Source organism: Streptomyces sp., from assembly GCF_035645055.1.
Lineage (GTDB): Bacteria > Actinomycetota > Actinomycetes > Streptomycetales > Streptomycetaceae > Streptomyces.
On sequence record NZ_DASQNH010000008.1, the window covers coordinates 52,261 to 69,524 of the forward strand.

Below are 17,264 nucleotides of genomic sequence, written 5' to 3' on the forward strand. Positions count from 1 at the left end.
CTCACCGCTCACCCCGACGCCGGCTTCCGCTCGGGGTGAGCGGGGTCGATGGTGAAGAGGGTGCCGTCCGGGGTCGCCACGATCACGGCGCCGCCGTGCAGGAACAGCTCGGACCGGGACCAGCCGTCGTCCAGCACCTGCTCGGCCCGCGGGCGCGTCTCCCACAGCAGCTTCCCCGAGTCGGCGTCCAGGGCCGCCACCCTGCCGCTGAGGCTCGCCGCGAACAGGGTGTCGTCGGCCCGCCGGAGCAGGGGCGTGCTGGGCTGCTCCAAGGTGGTCTCGGTCCGCCACAACTCCTCGCCCGTCCGCACCGAGACGGCCCGTACGATGCCGCTGGACGTGGCCGACCAAAGGGTGCCGTCGGCCAACGCGACGCGCCCTCGCAGTGGCTCCTTCAGCGGCACCCGTTCGCGGGCCCCGGTCGCGGGGTCCAGCAGCACGACGGCCTTGTACTGCTCGTCGTCGGTCATCATTTCGACCCCCTCCAGGAAGACCAGCCGCCCGTCCAGGGTGCCGGCATGCCCGCTTCCGGCCGGCGGGGTCACCTTGTGGCTGGACCCGTCGGAGGAACGGAGCCGCAGGAGGAACGAGTCCTTCTCCTCGTGTTCGCACTCCAGGTACAGGTACGGGTGGGCTTCCGTGGCGAACCAGCAGTAGTACTGTGCGGGCACCTCCACCGTCCACCGCTCGGCTCCGGTCCGCGGTGAGCGGGCGGTGAGCACACTGCCGTCCATCGACAGGGCCAGGCCTCCGGCGACGACCGGGACCATGGTCTCCTCCTTGACCTCATGGGCCCACAGCTGTCGCCCGGTGCCGGTGTCCAGGCCGACCAGGCTGACGGTCTCGTCCCCCGCCTCGTCGTCGGAGACGGACCGGCGCACGATCACCGCCTCGTCCTCCGCCCCCAGGACGGCGCCTGCGGCGTACGTGTCCCGGGGGCTCCCCTGGGGCAACAGGTCGGTGGTCCGCCAGCGGAGCCTGCCGTCGAGCGCGTCCACGCGCACCGGCAGCGTCTTGTCGCCGCCGCAGTAGACGGCGGCCCGGTGCAGCGCGCACCGCGACTCGCCGGCGACGCTGCTCCCGCCGAGCACGGTCACTGCGGCCTTCGTGTCCACGACGCTCGTCTGCCACGGGCGCCAGCCCGCGGGCATCCTCTCCCACCGGGAGTCGGTGCCGTTCGGGGAGGCCCCGCCGTCCGCGCCGGGCCCCAGCAGATACGCCGTCAGGCCGAGCAGCAGCGCTCCGACCGTGCCGGTGACGGCCGGCAGGGGGCGGAGCCGGCCGGGGCGGCGGGCGGGCCGCTCGGTGTCCCGGCCGGTCACCGTGCCGGAGTGGGTGGTGTCCGCCCGCGGAGCCGGCGGGCCGAGGCGCAGGGTGACGGTCTGCTGGTCGACGGGGTCCGGTTCGGGGAGGACCGTGGCGAACTCGCGGGCCAGTTCGTCGAGTCCGGGGCGCTCCTCGCGCTTCTTCGTCAGGCAGCGTTCCAGGATGACGCGCAGCTGCCGCGGCACCCCGTCGAGCAGGGGCTCGTCGTTGATGACCCGGTAGGCCGTCAGATAAGGGCTCTCCGCGTCGAAGGGGCCACGCCCGGTCGTGGCGTACGCGAGCAGCGCGCCGAGGGAGAAGACGTCGGAGGCCGGGCCCACCGAGCGGGCGTCGGTGAACTGCTCCGGGGACATGAACGGCGGGGTGCCGATCATCTGGCCGGTCTCGGTCAGGGTGAGGTTCTCGGTGGCGCGGGAGATGCCGAAGTCGATGACGCGGGGCCCGTCCTCGGCCATCAGCACATTGGCCGGTTTCAGGTCGCGGTGCACCACCCCGGCCCGGTGGATGTCCCGCAGCGCCTCCACCAGGCCCAGCGCGAGCCGCCGCAACTCGGTGACACGGAGCGGCCCCTGGGCCCGGATCCGTTCGGCGAGCGACCGGCCGGGGACGTACTGGGTGGCCATCCAGGGCCGGTCCGCCTCCGCGTCGGCGTCCACGACGGGCGCGGTGAACGCGCCGCTGACCTTGCGGACGGCCTCGATCTCCTGGCGGAACCGGGCCCGGAAGACGGGGTCCTGCGCGTACTGGGCGTGCACCACCTTGACGGCGACCTCGCGCCCGGAGCGGGCTCTGCCCCGGTAGACGACCCCCATGCCCCCGGCTCCGAGCCGGTCGATCAGCTTGTACCCGCCGAGTGACCGCGGATCGTCCTTGCGCAGTGTCACCGCCCGGTTCCCTTCCCCCGTTGAGCAGTTCGCGGCCACAGGATACGTAACCGCCGGTCACGTTTCGGAGGCGTCCGTGCGGAGGTCCGGGGGTGCTCGCCGCCGTAACCGGGCGGGCTGCCGGGGCCGGACGCGGAGTTGCTGAGCGACGCGGGAAGGTTCCACGCCGACTTGCGGGAATCGGGCGCGGGGCAGCCTGCGGAGTGGAGTACGTGCCGGTCAGCGGCGTGCTGCAGCCGACGCCGACCACGGCCGTCGTGGACGGTGAGGGGGTACTGGCCCCCCGGCTCACCATAGACGGCGTCGACGAGGGCGGCGACGGGCGGGTGCCCCGGCTGTCCAGCGCGCACGTGGGGGCGGGCCGGCCCGCGTTCACGCCGTGGGAGCAGCACGGATCGCTGCAGAACAACCCGGCGGTGCGGTGGGCGCTGCCGGGCCCCGCATCGCGGGACCCGGCCGTTCGCGCGCCGTACGCGTCACACGTTCGCCGGCTCCGGCACCTTCTCCGACTCCGCCTTCGCCGCCCGCTTGGCCGCCCGCTTCTTCGCGCGCCGCTCCTTGCGGAGTTCGAGCATGGCGTAGAGCGTCGGGACGAGGAGCAGGGTGAGCAGGGTCGAGGTGACCAGGCCGCCGATCACGACCACCGCCAGCGGCTGGGCGATGAAGCCGCCCTCGCCGGTGATGCCGAGGGCCATCGGCAGCAGGGCGAAGATGGTGGCCAGGGCGGTCATGAGGATGGGGCGCAGACGGTGGCGGCCACCCTCGACGACCGCTTCGACGACGCCGTGGCCCTGGGCGCGGTACTGGTTGATCAGGTCGATCAGGACGATCGCGTTGGTGACCACGATGCCGATCAGCATCAGCATGCCGATCATCGCGGGGACGCCCATCGGGGTGCCCGTCGCGACCAGCAGGCCGATCGCGCCCGTCGCGGCGAACGGGATGGAGACCAGCAGGATCAGCGGCTGGACCAGCGAACGGAACGTCGCGACCAGCAGCATGAAGACGATCGCGATCGCCGCCAGCATGGCCAGGCCCAGGTTGGCGAAGGCCTCCTCCTGGTCCTCGGAGACACCGCCGATCTCTGCCGTGGCACCGGCCGGAAGGTCCAGCGCGTCGATCTTCGACTGGAGGTCGGCGCTGACCGCGCCGGTGTTGTCGCCGGTCGGCTTGGCGGTGATGGTGGCGGCGCGCTGGCCGTCGATGCGGGTCATGGAGACCGGGCCGTCGACGAGCCGTACGTCCGCGATGTCGCCCAGCTTCACCGGGCCCAGCGGAAGCCGCTTCAGCTCGGCCAGGGTGTCCGCGGGGCGCGCCGAGCGGATCACGACGTCCCGCTCGGTGTCGTCCAGGGTGGCCCGGGCGGCGGTGGTGCCGCGGACCGCCTGGGTGACGGCCGCGCCCAGCGTCTGGTCGGTGAAGCCGGCCGCGGCGGCCTTCTCGTTGGCCCGGACGGAGATCCGCGGGACGCTCTGGGCGAGGTCGCTGGTGACGTCGGTGACGTCGTCCAGGCCGGCGACCGCCTCGCGGACCTGTTCGGCGGCCTCGCGCAGCACCGTCGCGTCGGCGGCCTTCACCACCACGCTCAGGTCCTGGCTGCCGAAGCCGTCACCGGCGGCGATGGTCGTCGTGCCGATGCCGTCGAGCCTCTTCAGGCCTTCGTCGATGGCCTTCTCGACGTCCTCGTACGTCGCCGAGTCCGCCAGCATCACCGAGTACGACGCCTGGTTGGTGTCGGTGCCGCCGCCGAAGGCCGCCATGAAACCGGAGGAGCCGACGGTGACCTGGTAGTCCTCGACGCCCTCGACGCCGTCGAGCATCTTCTCGATCCTCTTCGCCTGGGCGTCGGTCGCCGCGAGGCTGGTGCCGGGCTTCAGCTCCTGCTTGACGGTGAGGACGTCCTGCTCGCCCTGGTCGAAGAAGTTCGTCTTCAGCAGCGGGGCCATGCCGAAGGTGCCGATCAGCACGACGACCGCGATCGCCACGCTGGTCAGGCGGCGGCGGGTGGCGAACCGCAGGATCGGGACGTAGATCCGCTGGAGCCTGCTCCTCGCCTCCTTCTCCTCCGCCAGCCGACGGGCCTCGCCGGCGTCCTCCGGGGTGCCCTTGGGGGCGCGCAGGAACCAGAACGACAGGACGGGGACGACCGTCAGCGAGACCAGCAGGGACGCCAGCAGGGCGGCCGTCACGGTCAGCGAGAAGGAGCCGAACAGCTCACCCACCATGCCGCCGACCAGGCCGATCGGCAGGAACACGGCGACGGTGGTGAGGGTGGAGGAGGTGACCGCGCCGGCCACCTCGCGGACCGCGTTGAGGATGGCCTCCCGGCGCTCCTCGCCGTAGCCGAGGTGCCGCTTGATGTTCTCCAGGACCACGATCGAGTCGTCGACGACCCGGCCGATGGCGATGGTCAGGGCGCCGAGGGTGAGGACGTTCAGCGACAGGTCACGGGTCCACAGGACGATCAGGGCGAGGACCACGGAGAGCGGGATCGAGACCGCCGTCACCAGTGTGGAGCGGATCGACGCCAGGAAGACGAGGATCACCAGGACCGCGAAGAGCAGGCCCAGGGCGCCCTCGGTCGTCAGGCCCTCGATGGACTTCGACACCGCCGGGCCCTGGTCGCTGACCACGGTGATGGCGGCGCCGGAGCCCAGGTCGGCGCGCATCCCGGGCAGCTTGTCCCGGACGGCGTCGGAGATGGCGACCGCGCTGCCGTCACGGTCCATGGTGACGGCGACGGCGAGGCTGGGCTCGCCGTTGGTGCGGGTGAGGGAGTCGGCGCGGGCCGCCTCCTGCTTCACCTCGGCGACGGCACCGAGGCGGACGGGGCGCCGCGCGCCCTCGCCGGTGACCATCAGGTCCTCGATCTGCTTCAGGGAGGTGAGGCCGCCGCCGACCTGCACGGTGCGGTTGGCGCCGCCCTCGTCGAAGGAGCCGGCCGGGACGGTCGCGCCGCCCGCCTGGAGCGCCTCGGCGAGGGACTGGGCGGTCAGCCCGGCCCGGGCCAGTTTCCGGTCGTCCGGCGTGACGGTGACCTGGAGGTCCCGTACGCCGTCCACGGTGACCTGGCCGACGCCGTCGATGTCCTTGAGGTCCGGGACGACGGTCCTGTCGAGCCGGTCGGCGAGGGCCTGCTGGTCGCTGTCGGAGGTGACGGCCAGGACGACGGTCGGGATGTCGTCGGTGGAACCGGCCACGACCTGCGGGTCCACGTCGTCCGGGAGCTGGACACGGGCCCGGTTGACGGCCTGCTGGACGTCCGCGACGAGCTGGTCGGTGTCGATGCCGTAGTCGAAGGACGCCACGATGACGGCGTTGCCCTCACTCGCGGTGGAAGTGACGCCGGTGATGCCGTCGACCGCCTCCAGGTTGTCCTCGATCGGTTCGACGACCTGCTTCTCGACCACGTCCGGGGACGCGCCCTGGTACGGCGCGAGCACCGACACCATGGGCAGTTCGATGGTGGGCAGCAGCTGCTGCTTGAGCTGCGGTATCGCTATCGCCCCGAAGGCGAGCGCGATGATGGACATCAGCCCTATCAGGGCCCGTTGTGCGAGGCTGAATCTCGACAGCCAGGACATGGGTCAGCGTCTCTCTTCCGTGGCCTGAGCGAAGCAGTGGGCGCAAACCGGCGCCCACCCCAACACCCTGGTCCATGGCGCACGCCCCGGCCGTCGCCCCCAGGTCCATTTCCTTATACGGCGCATACTGCGGCTGGAGTAGCGCCGTACCCGGTCAGTCCACCCTCGGACGGACCAGCCCCGACTCGTAGGCGATCACCACCAGCTGGGCCCGGTCCCGCGCGCCCAGCTTGGCCATGGCCCGGTTGACGTGGGTCTTCACGGTCAGCGGGCTCACCTGGAGGCGTTCGGCGATCTCGTCGTTGGAGTGGCCGCCCGCGACCTGGACCAGCACCTCGCGCTCACGGACGGTCAGCGCGTCCAGCCGGTCGGCGCGGGCCGGGTCGTGCTCGCCGTCCGCGCCGTCGCCGCCCTGGGCGAGGAAGCGGGCGATCAGGCCCTTGGTGGCGGTCGGGGAGAGCAGCGCCTCGCCGCCCGCCGCGACCCGGATCGCGTTCAGCAGTTCCTCCGGCTCGCTGCCCTTGCCGAGGAAGCCGGAGGCGCCGGCGCGCAGCGACTGCACCACGTAGTCGTCGACCTCGAAGGTCGTCAGGATGACGATCCGGACGTGGGCGAGCGCCGGGTCGGCGGTGATCAGGTGGGTCGCGGCGAGCCCGTCGGTGCCGGGCATCCGGATGTCCATCAGGACCACGTCGGGACGCCGCTCCCGCGCCAGCCGCACCGCCTCCGCGCCGTCGGGGGCCTCGCCGACCACCTCCATGTCGGGCTCGGAGTCGACCAGCACACGGAAGGCACTGCGCAGCAGGGCCTGGTCGTCGGCGAGCAGGACACGGATGGTCATACGGGCTCCCCCTCGGCGATGGTCATCCGGGCTCCCCTTCGGCACCCGCACGGCTCTCGACCGGCAGGATCGCATGGACGCGGAAGCCGCCGCCGTAGCGGGGACCGGTGGTGAGGGTGCCGCGCAGCGCGGTGACGCGTTCCCGCATGCCGAGCAGGCCGTGTCCGCCGCTGTCGGCGGGCGGGGTGTCGCCGGAGCCGTCGTCGAGGACGGTGATCTCGATGTGCGGACCCACCCGCACCACGCTGACCTCGGCCTTCGCGGCCGTCCCGGCATGCTTCTGGACGTTGGTGAGGGCTTCCTGGATGACCCGGTACGCGGCGAGGTCGACGGCGGCGGGCAGGGTGGTGCCGTGGTCGGTGCGGGCGACCTCGACCCGGAGGCCCGCGTTGCGGAAGGTGCCGACGAGTTCGTCGAGGCGGTCCAGGCCGGGGGCGGGCTCGGTGGGGGCCTCCGGGTCGCCGGACTGGCGGAGCAGGCCGACGGTGGCGCGCAGTTCGTTGAGGGCGCAGCGGCTGGCCTCGCGGACATGGGCGAGGGCTTCCTTGGCCTGGTCGGGGCGCTTGTCCATGACGTGGGCGGCGACTCCCGCCTGCACGTTGACCAGGGCGATGTGGTGGGCGACGACGTCGTGCAGATCGCGGGCGATCCTCAGACGCTCCTCGGCGACCCGGCGGCGGGCCTCCTCCTCGCGGGTGCGTTCGGCGCGCTCGGCGCGCTCCCGGATGGCCTGGACGAAGGCGCGGCGGCTGCGGACGGCGTCGCCGGCGGTGGCGCCGATGCCCGTCCAGGCGAAGATCGCCAGATTCTCCTGGGCGTACCAGGGCAGCGGGCCGCAGAGCATGGCGGCGCCGGTCAGCACGGTCATGGTGAGCAGGCCGACGCGCCAGGTGGTGGGGCGGTCGGTGGTGGAGGCGACGGTGTAGAGGGCGATCACGGCGGACATCGCGACGGGGGCGCGGGGGTCGCCGGTGGCGGACTCGACGAGGGAGAGCGCGCCCGTGAAGGCGAGAACCGTGCGGGGGACACGGCGGCGGAACGCCAGGGCGGCGGCCCCGAGGGCCATCAGCAGCAGGCTCAGCCCGTCCGGGGTGCGCAGGCTCCAGCTGACGCCGTGCCTGCCGTGCGGGTCCGCGAAGGACCCGGCCACCATGCAGACCAGCACACCCGCGGCCAGCGCCGCGTCCAGCGCCATCGGATGTGCCTTGAGTCGACGCCGGGCGCGCTCCATGGTGCTCACTCAGCCCACGCTATCCGGGACCGCCCGTCCCGGTCCCGGGTGGGTCGCAGCCCCTGGCCCGGAGACCGGCGGGGCCCCCAGGAGACCCGTGGGGTTCCCTGGGGCCGTGTGGGTGTCAGCCGGGGATGAGGCCGCCGCCGTCGGAGAGGAGGTCGCGGACCTCGTCCAGGGTCGCGTCGGGGGACGGGAGGATGAGCTGGGACGGTTCGAGGGAGTCGTCGGGGAGGGGGGTGCCCAGCTCCCGGACCCGGCTCAGGAGGGCGTTCAGGATGCGGCGGAAGCCGGGGCCGTCGCCCTGCTCCATCTCGGCGAGCAGTTCGTCGTCCAGCTCGTTCAGCTCGGCGAGGTGGCTGTCGGCCAGCCGCACCTGCCCCTCCCCCATGATCCGTACGATCATGTCGCCCTCCTCGGCGTGGGCCCCTACTGCTTGTCGAACCTCGGGGCGTCCTGCGGCTGCTGCTGGGGCTGCTGCGCTCCGGTGCCGCCCTCGATGGCCTGCTGACCGCCGGACGTGCCTCCGGCCAGCTCGGCCTTCATGCGCTGAAGCTCCAGCTCTACATCCGTACCACCGGAGAGCCGGTCCAGCTCGGCCTGGATGTCGTCCTTGGCCATGCCGGTGGGGTCGTCGAGGGCGCCGGAGGCGAGCAGCTCGTCGATGGCGCCGGCGCGGGCCTGGAGCTGGGCGGTCTTGTCCTCGGCGCGCTGGATGGCCAGGCCGACGTCGCCCATCTCCTCGGAGATGCCGGTGAACGCCTCGCCGATCCGGGTCTGCGCCTGGGCCGCGGTGTAGGTGGCCTTGATCGTCTCCTTCTTGGTGCGGAAGGCGTCGACCTTGGCCTGGAGCCGCTGGGCCGCCAGGGTGAGCTTCTCCTCCTCGCCCTGGAGCGTCGCGTGCTGGGTCTCCAGGTCGGTGACCTGCTGCTGGAGGGCGGCGCGGCGGGAGAGCGCCTCGCGGGCCAGGTCCTCCCGGCCCAGCGCGAGCGCCTTGCGGCCCTGGTCCTCCAGCTTGGTGGACTGCTGCTGCAGCTGGTTGAGCTGGAGCTCAAGGCGCTTGCGGGACGTGGCGACGTCCGCGACACCGCGGCGCACCTTCTGGAGCAGCTCCAGCTGCTTCTGGTACGAGTAATCGAGGGTCTCGCGCGGGTCCTCGGCCCGGTCAAGGGCCTTGTTCGCCTTCGCGCGGAAGATCATCCCCATACGCTTCATGACACCGCTCATGGGCTTCGCGCGCCCCCTTCTGACGGACTCCGGCTCCAGCTCTGCGACAGAACCCACAGTACGGGCCCTGCTTCCATTGACGCACTGTTCGGCGACGGATGCGCTCATCCCCAAGGACGACTGAGGAGGACATCCTCTCCGGCGTAGGGAGTAGGTGATCCCCGGGTGCGCCCCGAGTGCCCGCCAGGGGTGCGGGGTGTGCGCATCGTCCCCTCTGTCCCCTTACAGACGACTGGTGTTGCCGGATCGTTCCCCGTGGGGCTGGGGTCCAACCCCGCGCACCCCGTACCCTTGGGTTTTGTGTTCCGTAGCCGTGCCACCAAGGATGAGAAGGTCACCGTCGCCGACAAGGCGCAGGTGACCGACTCCAAGCAGCCCCGTGACCCGCAGGCCCCCAAGGGCCGCCCCACGCCCAAGCGCAGCGAGGCACAGTCGCAGCGCCGCAGCGTGGCCAACACGCAGATGACGCGCAAGGAGGCCGCCAAGCGTCAGCGCGAGGAGCGCCGTGCCGCCCTGGAGCGGCAGCGCCAGGCGCTGGCGGGCGGGGACGAGCGCTATCTGCCGGCCCGGGACAAGGGCCCGGTGCGCCGCTTCGCGCGCGACTTCGTCGACTCGCGGTTCAACATCGCGGAGTTCTTCCTGCCGATGGCCGTGGTCATCCTCGTGCTGAGCATGGTGCGGGTGCCCGCGTTGCAGAACATCGCGCTGCTGCTGTGGCTCGTGGTGATCGTGCTGATCGTGCTGGACTCGTTCGTCACCGGCTTCCGCCTGAAGAAGCGCCTGGCCGAGCGCTTCCCCGACGACAACAAGCGCGGCGCCGTCGCCTACGCCCTGATGCGCTCCCTCCAGATGCGCCGGCTCCGGCTGCCCAAGCCGCAGGTCAAGCGCGGGGAGCGGCCCTGAGCGCTGCGCCGTTCACCGGGGATGCGGCCGACGCCTGGCTCAGCAAGGTGGGCGGTCTGCGCGATGTCGTACGACAGGAGCTGGTCGCCCGGCAGCTCGACGAGCAGATAGCCGGGCGGTTCCCGGTCGGGCAGCGGCTGCGGGTGCTCGACGTGGGGATGGGCCAGGGCACGCAGGCGCTGCGGCTGGCCCGGGCCGGGCATCAGATCACCGGTCTGGAGCGGGATCCGACGATGATCGCCGCGGCGCGCACGGCGCTGTCCGGTGAGCCGGAGGGCATCCGGGAGCGGATGCGGATCATCGAGGGCGACGGCCGCGACACAGGGGTGCACTTCCTGCCGGGCAGCTTCGACGTGGTGCTCTGCCACGGCGTGCTGATGTACGTCGAGGAGCCCGATCCGCTGCTGGCGGGGCTGGCGCGGGTGCTCGCGCCGGGCGGTCTGCTGTCGCTGCTGGTGCGCAACGGGGACGCGCTGGCGATGCGGCCGGGCCTGTCCGGGGACTGGGCGGGGGCGCTGGCCTCCTTCGACACCACCGCGTACCGGAACCGGCTGGGGCTGGACGTGCGCGCCGACCGGCTGAGCACGCTGACCGCCACGCTCGCCGGGATCGGGGCGCCGCTGCACGCCTGGTACGGGGTACGGGTCTTCACGGACACGGCGGCGGACGGCGCTCAGGCGCCGGCCGACCTGGAGGCGCTGCTGGCGGTGGAGGAGCGGGCCGGGCGGACGGACCCGTACCGGGGGGTCGCGGCGCTGCTGCACCTGTGCGGCGTACGGGGCTGACGGCCGCCGTGCGCGGACACCGGACGGAACAGCACACGGCGCCGGACGGAACAGAACACGAGGGGCGGCCCGGTGCGGGCCGCCCCTCGGTCGTCTCCGGTGACGGCCGCCGCTAGGACACCGCGTCCGCGGCGTCCGCGGTGTCCGCCGCGCCCTCCGCGTCCTCCGCGTGCAGGCTCATCGGGCCGTAGATCTCCGTGCCGTCCTCGTACAGGCGCACCTGGTCCGCGCCTCCGTCGAGCAGGTCCTTCCAGTGCTCCCCGATCCACGACTCGGCGTCGCCCTGCGTGGTGAACTCCTCGGGCTGCACCGCGGGCTGGACCTCCGTCCCGTCGGTCTTCTCGAACCGCCACGTCCATGCCGCCATGTACGCCTCCCAGGTGTCGGCACCAGCAGAGCACAGGCCGGATCTTGGTTCCGGCTCCTGCCCTGAGCCTAGCCGGACGCGCAAGACCTGCGGGGACACGCGAAAATCGGGTCCGTGGAACTGACTCTGCTCGGCACCGGTGCCCCCGCGGGACTCCCCCGCCCCGACTGTCCCTGCGCGGCCTGTGCGACCGCGCTGGGGCCGGACGCGCGGGCGGCGACCGCGTTGCTCCTGGACGGGACGCTGCTGCTGGACCTGACGCCGGGCGCGGCGTTCGCGGCGGCGCGGGCGGGGCGGTCGCTGGGCGGGGTGCGGCAGGTGCTGCTGTCGCATCCGCACGACGGGCCGCCCGTCGAGGTTCCGGCCGGGCTGCCGCAGCCCGGCCGGGTGCCGGACGGGCGGGAGCTGGCGCTGCTGACGGGGCACCGGGTGCGGGCGGTGGCGATGGACGCGCCGGGCACGGGGTACGCGGTGTCCGGGCCGGACGGGCAGCGGCTGCTGTATCTGCCGCCCGGGGGCGCCCCGGCCGGGCTGGAGGAGGGCACCGCGCAGGCGGAGCCGTACGACATGGTGCTGGCCGATGTGGTGGGGCGGCCGGACGCGCTGGCGCGGCTGCGCTCGGTGGGGGCGGTCGGGCCGACGACGGACGTGGTCGCCGTCCATCTCGATCACGATGTGCCGCCGGGGGCGGAACTGCGGAGGCGGCTGGCGGCGGCCGGGGCGCGGGCGGTGCCGGACGGCACGACGCTGGCGGTGGGGGCGTACGAGGACGTGCCGGATGTGCCGCTGCGGACGCTGGTGCTGGGCGGGGCACGCTCCGGGAAGTCGGTGGAGGCCGAGCGGCGGCTGGAGGCGTTCCCCGATGTGGTCTACGTCGCCACCGGCGGGACGCGCAGTGGGGACGGGGAGTGGGCGGCCCGGGTGACGGCGCACCGGGAGCGGCGGCCGGGGTCGTGGCGGACGGTGGAGACGTGCGCTCTGGTGCCGTTGCTGAAGGACGAGGGGCCGCCGCTGCTGATCGACTGTCTGTCGCTGTGGCTGACCGACGCGATGGACTCGGTCGGGGCGTGGGACGACGCGGAGTGGGCCGACGGCGGTGAGCGCGCCCTGCGGGACCGGGTGCGGGAGCTGGCGGCGGCGGTGCGGGAGACGCGGCGGGTGGTGGTCGCCGTGTCGAACGAGGTGGGTTCCGGGATCGTTCCGGCGACGGCGTCCGGACGGCGGTACCGCGATGAGCTGGGGCGGCTGAACGCGGCGGTCGCCGGGGAGTGCGAGCAGGTGGTGCTGGTGGTGGCGGGGCAGGCGCTGGTGCTGCGGGGATAGCCCCCTGGGGGCGTCTCGCCGATCAGGCCGGGCTCGCCGTGTGCGGCACCGCTCCCTGATCCGGCCTGATCGACGAGACACCCCCTCAGGAGACCTGCCCCCTGCGGGCGATCACCCGGTAGGTGTTCGCGAAGCCGGTGCGGCGGAGCAGGGGGGCCAGGGCGTGGTCCGCCGCCGCGGCGGCCGCGGTGAGGGGCGCGGTGGCGCAGGTGAGAGCCGCGCGGAGGGCCTGCTGGAACTCCGTCGGGGGGATGGGGCGCCAGGGGGCGTCCTGGGGCGGCAGGACGTGGGTGAGGGCGAGCGTCGTCGCGGTGGACAGGTCGTGGGGGGCGTGGAGGCGGTCCGTGCGGACGATCGCGCAGCCCTGGGACTCCAGCTCCGCCCTGAGGTTGGCCGGCGGGATGAGGTGGAGGTGGCGGGGCTGGGTGTGCGCGAGCCACCATCTGCCCAGGATCGTCGCGAAGGTGCTGGTCGGGTCGGGGAGTTCGACCAGGAGGTGCCCGCCGGGGCGGACCAGGCTCAGCGCCGCGTGGAGGTCGGCTCGGGGGTCCGGGGCCCGGTTCAGCTGGTGCAGCAGGCTGACGACGTCGTAGCGGGCGCGCAGGCCCGCGGTGATCCCGTGGGTCGTCAGATGCCCCACGTACGCCTCCTCCAGGCGGTCCGCCGCGCGGGCCCTCAGGACGCGCGGGGTGGGGTCGAGGCCGTCGAACGCGGTGTACGGGAAGAACTCCCGGGCCGCCGCCGGGAAGTCCGCGTCGCCGGTGCCGACGTCCAGCCAGCCCTCCGGTTCCCCGTACGCCAGCATCGCGCGGGCCGTTGCCCGCATCCGCCGCCGGGAGGCGCGCGCGTCGCCGGTGCGCGGCTGTGGGTCGCGGAAGTGGAAGGCCAGCCCTTCGGGGGTGAGCCGGGGGTTCTGGAAGACGTGGGCGCAGTCGCGGCACACGTCGACGCGGAAGGTGCCGGGTCTGCCCTGGAGGAGGTCGGGCACGGAGAACCGGGTGCGCAGGCGCCGGGAGCCGCACCAGGGGCAGTGCTCGCGGCGCGGTTCGTGGAACCGCTCGATGCCCTGGGCGAGTTCGGCGAGGCAGGCGGCGCGGCGGCGGGCGGTCACCTGTGGGGCGGCGGGCAAGGACGGCATCGGCGGCTCCCGGGACGGGCACTCACATACAGGTACGGACGGATGCATACCCGTACACATACGCGTACACAGGCAAATGGGAACGTATGGGATCACGATCTTGGGTGCAACGACGTGGCGACCGCGTGGTGCCCCGGTGGCGCCGCCCCGTTCGACCGGTGCCGGTACTGTTCGGCGAATGAGCTCGCTTAATCTCGACGACTTCACCGATCTCATCGAGCGCCCCGACGGCGGGGTGCGCCGGGACGCCGAGGCGCGCCGGGAGCGCCGGATCGTGCCGCCCGGATCGCTGGGGCGCCTCGACGACCTGGGTGAGTGGCTGGCCGCGGCGCAGGGCACCGCGGCGGTGCGGCCGGTCGGACAGCCGCGGGTGGTGCTGTTCGCCGGTGACCACGGCATCGCCGAGCTGAACGTCTCGGCGCGGCCCGCGGGCAGCGCCCACGAGCTGGTGCGCGAGGTACTGGAGGGCGCCCGTCCGGTGGCCGTGCTGGCCCGGCGGTCCGGGGTGCCGGTGCGGGTCGTGGACATGGCGCTGGACTGCGACCCGGACACGCTCCCCGCCGATGTCGTACGGCACCGGGTGCGGCGCGGCAGCGGGCGGATCGACATCGAGGACGCGCTGACCCCGCAGGAGGCGGAGGCCGCTTTCCGGGCCGGGGTCGCGGTCGCCGACGAGGAGGCCGACTCGGGGACGGACCTGGTGGTCCTCGGCGACGTCAGCGTGGGCGGCACCACGGCGGCGGGCGTGCTGGTGGCCGCGCTGTGCGGGACGGACGCCTCGGTGGTGACCGGGCGGGGCGGGCTCGCCATCGACGATCTGGCGTGGATGCGCAAGTGCGCCGCGATCCGGGACGCGCTGCGGCGGGCCCGGCCGGTGCTCGGCGACCAGTTGCAGTTGCTGGCGACGGTCGGGGGCGCCGATCTGACCGCGATGACCGGGTTCCTGTTGCAGAGCGCGGTACGGAAGATGCCGGTGATCCTGGACGGCGTGGTGGCCGCCGCGTGCGCCCTGGTGGGCCAGCGGATCGCGTTCCGGGCGCCGGACTGGTGGCTGGCCGGGCACGACAGCGGGGAGCCGGGCCAGGCCAAGGCGCTGGACCGGATGGCGCTGGAGCCGCTGCTGACACACGGCGTGAAGGTGGGCGAGGGCGCGGGCGGCCTGCTCGCGCTGCCGCTGGTGCAGTCCGCGGCGGCGCTGGCGGCGGAGCTGCCGGAGAAGGCCCCGGCCGGGAAGGCCGGCGCCGAGGCCGAGGCGGACGCCGACATCGAGGCGGACGAGGCGGCGGAGAAGCAGGAAGCCTGAGCGAGCCGATGGCCGGCGTGACCTGAGCGACCAAGGTCACGCCGGTTTCGCTCAACTCCTCCCCCTTCGGCACGGTCTTCCCGGGCGATGAACACGCTCGTCCGTCTCGCCCGCGCCGAATGGGGCCCCCTGTACGCGGCCGTGCGCCCACCGCTGCCGCGGCGGCGGTGGGCGGGGGCCGTCCCGCTGACCGTCGGGGCGGTCTGCCTGACCGCCGTCCTGCACGGGGCGCACGGCACGCCGTGGGGCTACGGCCTGGTGCAGGGCGCCGGCACCGTACGCGCGGCGGACCCGCTGTGGCTCGCCCTGCTGCGCACGCCCCTCTCCCTCTTCGTCCCGGCCCTCGACCTGCCGGTGTGGGGCGCGCTCGCGCAGATCCTGCTGGTCTTCGGCATCGCGGAGCTCTGTCTCGGCCGCCGCCGCACCCTCGCGCTCGCCTACGCCGCCACGCTCGCCGGGACGCTGTACGCCCGGCTCGGCATCGCGCTCGGCCCGGATGTCCCGCTGGGCCTGCCCGCGGCGGACGCGCACGTCGTGGACACCGGCCCGTCGGCGGCCGTGGTGGGGCTCGCGGTGTACGTCGGCTGGCGCCACCGCGCGTACCTGACCGCCGGGGCGGTGATCGCGGCGATGGTGGTCGAGGTGCTGGTGAAGGAGAACCTGGCCGGCAAGGAGCACCTGGCGGCGATCGCGGCGGTGTCGGCGCTGTGCGCGGTCACCGCCCTGCGTCAGCGGTGGTCCAGGGCGCGGACGGGCTCGTCGGGAGCGCCGCCGATCCAGTCCTGGAGCTTGCGGGACAGCCCCGTCCAGCGGCGGTCGTGGCGGTAGGCGCGCAGGGTCGCGCGGGCGCGGGCGCGCGGGCGACGGGCGTAGCAGCGGCGGGCCCACGCGGAGCCGGGGCGGGCCAGGCGGACGGCGCCGACGAGGGCGACGAGGGGCACGACCGTGCCGAACAGCGCGGTGCGCAGCTTGCCCTTGCAGAGGGCGACGAGGGCGAAGGCGAAGTTTCCGGCGACGGTGGCGATGACGGTGCCCCGGCCCTGGCGTTCCTCGTCGTCGACGCCGTCGACCTCGAACGGGGAGAAGCCGGCGAGGACCAGGCCGACCACGGCCACCGTCAGCACCACGGCCTCGACGCTCTTGCGGCCCGCCTCGCTCCAGTAGACGTCGTCCAGGTGCAGGATCAGCGCGAACTCGTCGAGCACCAGCCCCACGCCGATCCCGAAGAGCACCGCGCACAGCGCCGGGCCGAGTCCTTCCCGCCCGCTGGCCACCGCGCCGAACCCGCCGATGACGGTGAGCACGACTCCGGGGACGACATGGTGGATGTGGACTCCGCCCGCCCCCTGGACGTTGCGGAAGGGGCCCTTGCCCGCGCGGATCATGCGGGTGATCAGCCGGGTCACCGCGAAGGTGAGGACGAAGGCGGCGAGGGCAAGCAGCAGGGGGAGTTTGCCGGGTTCGACGATGTTGCGTTCCAGCCATTGCCCCATACGTCCCAGTGTGGCCGGATTCGACTCGGGGCGCCGTTCGAACGGTCGCGTACCCTTCCGGCGTGTCTCCCCTCTCGCCCGTATCCCCTGCGCACGGCCTCCGTTTCGCCTTCGGCACGCTCACCGTCCTGCCGGTGAGGGTGACCCGCTGGGACCGGGACGCCGCCCGGGGCGGGATGCTGTGCGCCCCGGTCGCGGGGCTGGTCGTGGGCGTCCTCGCGGCGGCGGCCGGGGTGCTGCTCCTGCTCCTCGGCGCCGGTCCGCTGCTCGCCGCCGTGGCCTCCGCCGCCGTACCGGCCGCGCTCACCCGGGGACTGCACCTGGACGGACTGGCCGACACCGCCGACGGGCTGGGCAGCGGGAAGCCGGCCGAGGACGCGCTGCGGATCATGAAGCAGTCGGACATCGGGCCGTTCGGGGTGATCACCCTGCTCTTCGTGCTGCTCGCCCAGACGGCCGCCCTCGCCGAGGCCTACGCCGGCTCCTGGGCCCGGGGCGCGCTCGCCGCCGTGGTCGCGGCCACCGCGGCCCGGCTGGCGCTCACCCTGGCCGCCCGCGCCGGGGTGCCCGCCGCCCGCCCGGAAGGGCTGGGCGCGGCGGTCGCGGGCGTCGTGCCCCGCGGCGGCGCGCTGCTCGTGGCGCTGCTGGTGCTCGGGGCGGCGGCGGGCGGGGGCGCGCTTCTCGGGGCGTACGACGTCGGCCGCGCGGTCCTCGCGGTGCCGCTCGCGATCGGCGCGGCGGAGCTGCTGCTACGGCACTGCGTGCGCCGGTTCGGCGGGGTGACCGGCGATGTGTTCGGCGGGCTCGCCGAGACGGCGGCGACGACGGCGCTGGTCGTGCTCGCCCTGGGGTGAGACCC

15 protein-coding genes are annotated in these 17,264 nt (G+C 73.8%); 6 read left to right on the forward strand and 9 right to left on the reverse strand.

Going from position 1 to position 17,264, the window contains the following annotated elements; all coding sequences use genetic code 11:
* Positions 1-8 precede the first annotated feature (8 nt).
* From VE614_RS02755 to VE614_RS02780, 6 genes are all read right to left on the reverse strand, one after another.
* Entirely contained in the window at positions 9-2,210 is a 2,202-nt protein-coding gene (locus VE614_RS02755) for a protein kinase domain-containing protein (protein WP_324931315.1), read from the reverse strand.
* A gap of 476 nt (positions 2,211-2,686) precedes the next feature.
* Positions 2,687-5,794, reverse strand: a complete 3,108-nt coding sequence (locus tag VE614_RS02760) for an efflux RND transporter permease subunit (protein WP_324931318.1) — start codon at positions 5,792-5,794, stop codon at positions 2,687-2,689.
* Positions 5,795-5,948: 154 nt separating this feature from the next.
* On the reverse strand, positions 5,949-6,635 hold the full coding sequence (locus tag VE614_RS02765) for a response regulator transcription factor (protein WP_324931321.1): 687 nt from the start codon (positions 6,633-6,635) through the stop codon (positions 5,949-5,951).
* A gap of 22 nt (positions 6,636-6,657) precedes the next feature.
* Complete coding sequence (locus tag VE614_RS02770; RefSeq protein ID WP_324931324.1) at positions 6,658-7,875, reverse strand: sensor histidine kinase; 1,218 nt, start codon at positions 7,873-7,875, stop codon at positions 6,658-6,660.
* Positions 7,876-7,990: 115 nt separating this feature from the next.
* Entirely contained in the window at positions 7,991-8,272 is a 282-nt protein-coding gene (pspAA, locus tag VE614_RS02775; RefSeq protein WP_324931326.1) for a PspA-associated protein PspAA, read from the reverse strand.
* A gap of 23 nt (positions 8,273-8,295) precedes the next feature.
* On the reverse strand, positions 8,296-9,066 hold the full coding sequence (locus VE614_RS02780) for a PspA/IM30 family protein (protein WP_324931389.1): 771 nt from the start codon (positions 9,064-9,066) through the stop codon (positions 8,296-8,298).
* 282 nt (positions 9,067-9,348) lie between these two features.
* On the opposite strand from VE614_RS02780, the gene VE614_RS02785 reads away from it, so the two are divergent.
* A complete protein-coding gene (locus tag VE614_RS02785; RefSeq protein ID WP_324931329.1) occupies positions 9,349-9,996 on the forward strand; it encodes a DUF3043 domain-containing protein in 648 nt (215 codons plus the stop codon).
* 80 nt (positions 9,997-10,076) lie between these two features.
* Positions 10,077-10,781, forward strand: a complete 705-nt coding sequence (locus VE614_RS02790) for a class I SAM-dependent methyltransferase (protein ID WP_324931391.1) — start codon at positions 10,077-10,079, stop codon at positions 10,779-10,781.
* A 112-nt stretch (positions 10,782-10,893) separates the two neighbouring features.
* Here VE614_RS02790 and VE614_RS02795 read toward each other — a convergent pair whose 3' ends face one another.
* Positions 10,894-11,148: a hypothetical protein gene (locus VE614_RS02795; protein ID WP_324931333.1), complete on the reverse strand. Its 255-nt coding sequence runs from the start codon at positions 11,146-11,148 to the stop codon at positions 10,894-10,896.
* Between the two features lie 114 nt (positions 11,149-11,262).
* Here VE614_RS02795 and VE614_RS02800 point away from each other — a divergent pair, with 114 nt between their 5' ends.
* Positions 11,263-12,471, forward strand: coding sequence for a bifunctional adenosylcobinamide kinase/adenosylcobinamide-phosphate guanylyltransferase (locus VE614_RS02800; RefSeq protein WP_324931336.1), 1,209 nt, complete (start codon positions 11,263-11,265; stop codon positions 12,469-12,471).
* Positions 12,472-12,556: 85 nt separating this feature from the next.
* On the opposite strand, the gene VE614_RS02805 is transcribed toward VE614_RS02800, so the two are convergent.
* Positions 12,557-13,609 carry a class I SAM-dependent methyltransferase gene (locus tag VE614_RS02805; protein WP_324931339.1) on the reverse strand — a complete coding sequence of 351 codons (1,053 nt, stop codon included), beginning with the start codon at positions 13,607-13,609 and terminating at the stop codon, positions 12,557-12,559.
* Between the two features lie 178 nt (positions 13,610-13,787).
* Between VE614_RS02805 and cobT the strand changes: the two genes are divergently transcribed.
* Positions 13,788-14,912 carry a nicotinate-nucleotide--dimethylbenzimidazole phosphoribosyltransferase gene (gene cobT / locus VE614_RS02810; RefSeq protein WP_324931342.1) on the forward strand — a complete coding sequence of 375 codons (1,125 nt, stop codon included), beginning with the start codon at positions 13,788-13,790 and terminating at the stop codon, positions 14,910-14,912.
* An 87-nt stretch (positions 14,913-14,999) separates the two neighbouring features.
* Entirely contained in the window at positions 15,000-15,740 is a 741-nt protein-coding gene (locus tag VE614_RS02815) for a hypothetical protein (protein WP_324931345.1), read from the forward strand.
* Here VE614_RS02815 and VE614_RS02820 read toward each other — a convergent pair.
* Entirely contained in the window at positions 15,641-16,405 is a 765-nt protein-coding gene (locus VE614_RS02820) for a hypothetical protein (RefSeq protein ID WP_324931348.1), read from the reverse strand. The two genes, VE614_RS02815 and VE614_RS02820, sit on opposite strands and share 100 nt — an antisense overlap.
* A gap of 62 nt (positions 16,406-16,467) precedes the next feature.
* Here VE614_RS02820 and VE614_RS02825 point away from each other — a divergent pair, with 62 nt between their 5' ends.
* The gene (locus VE614_RS02825; protein WP_324931351.1) at positions 16,468-17,259 is read left to right on the forward strand and encodes an adenosylcobinamide-GDP ribazoletransferase; all 792 of its coding nucleotides are present in this window, start codon (positions 16,468-16,470) and stop codon (positions 17,257-17,259) included.
* Positions 17,260-17,264: the final 5 nt, after the last annotated feature.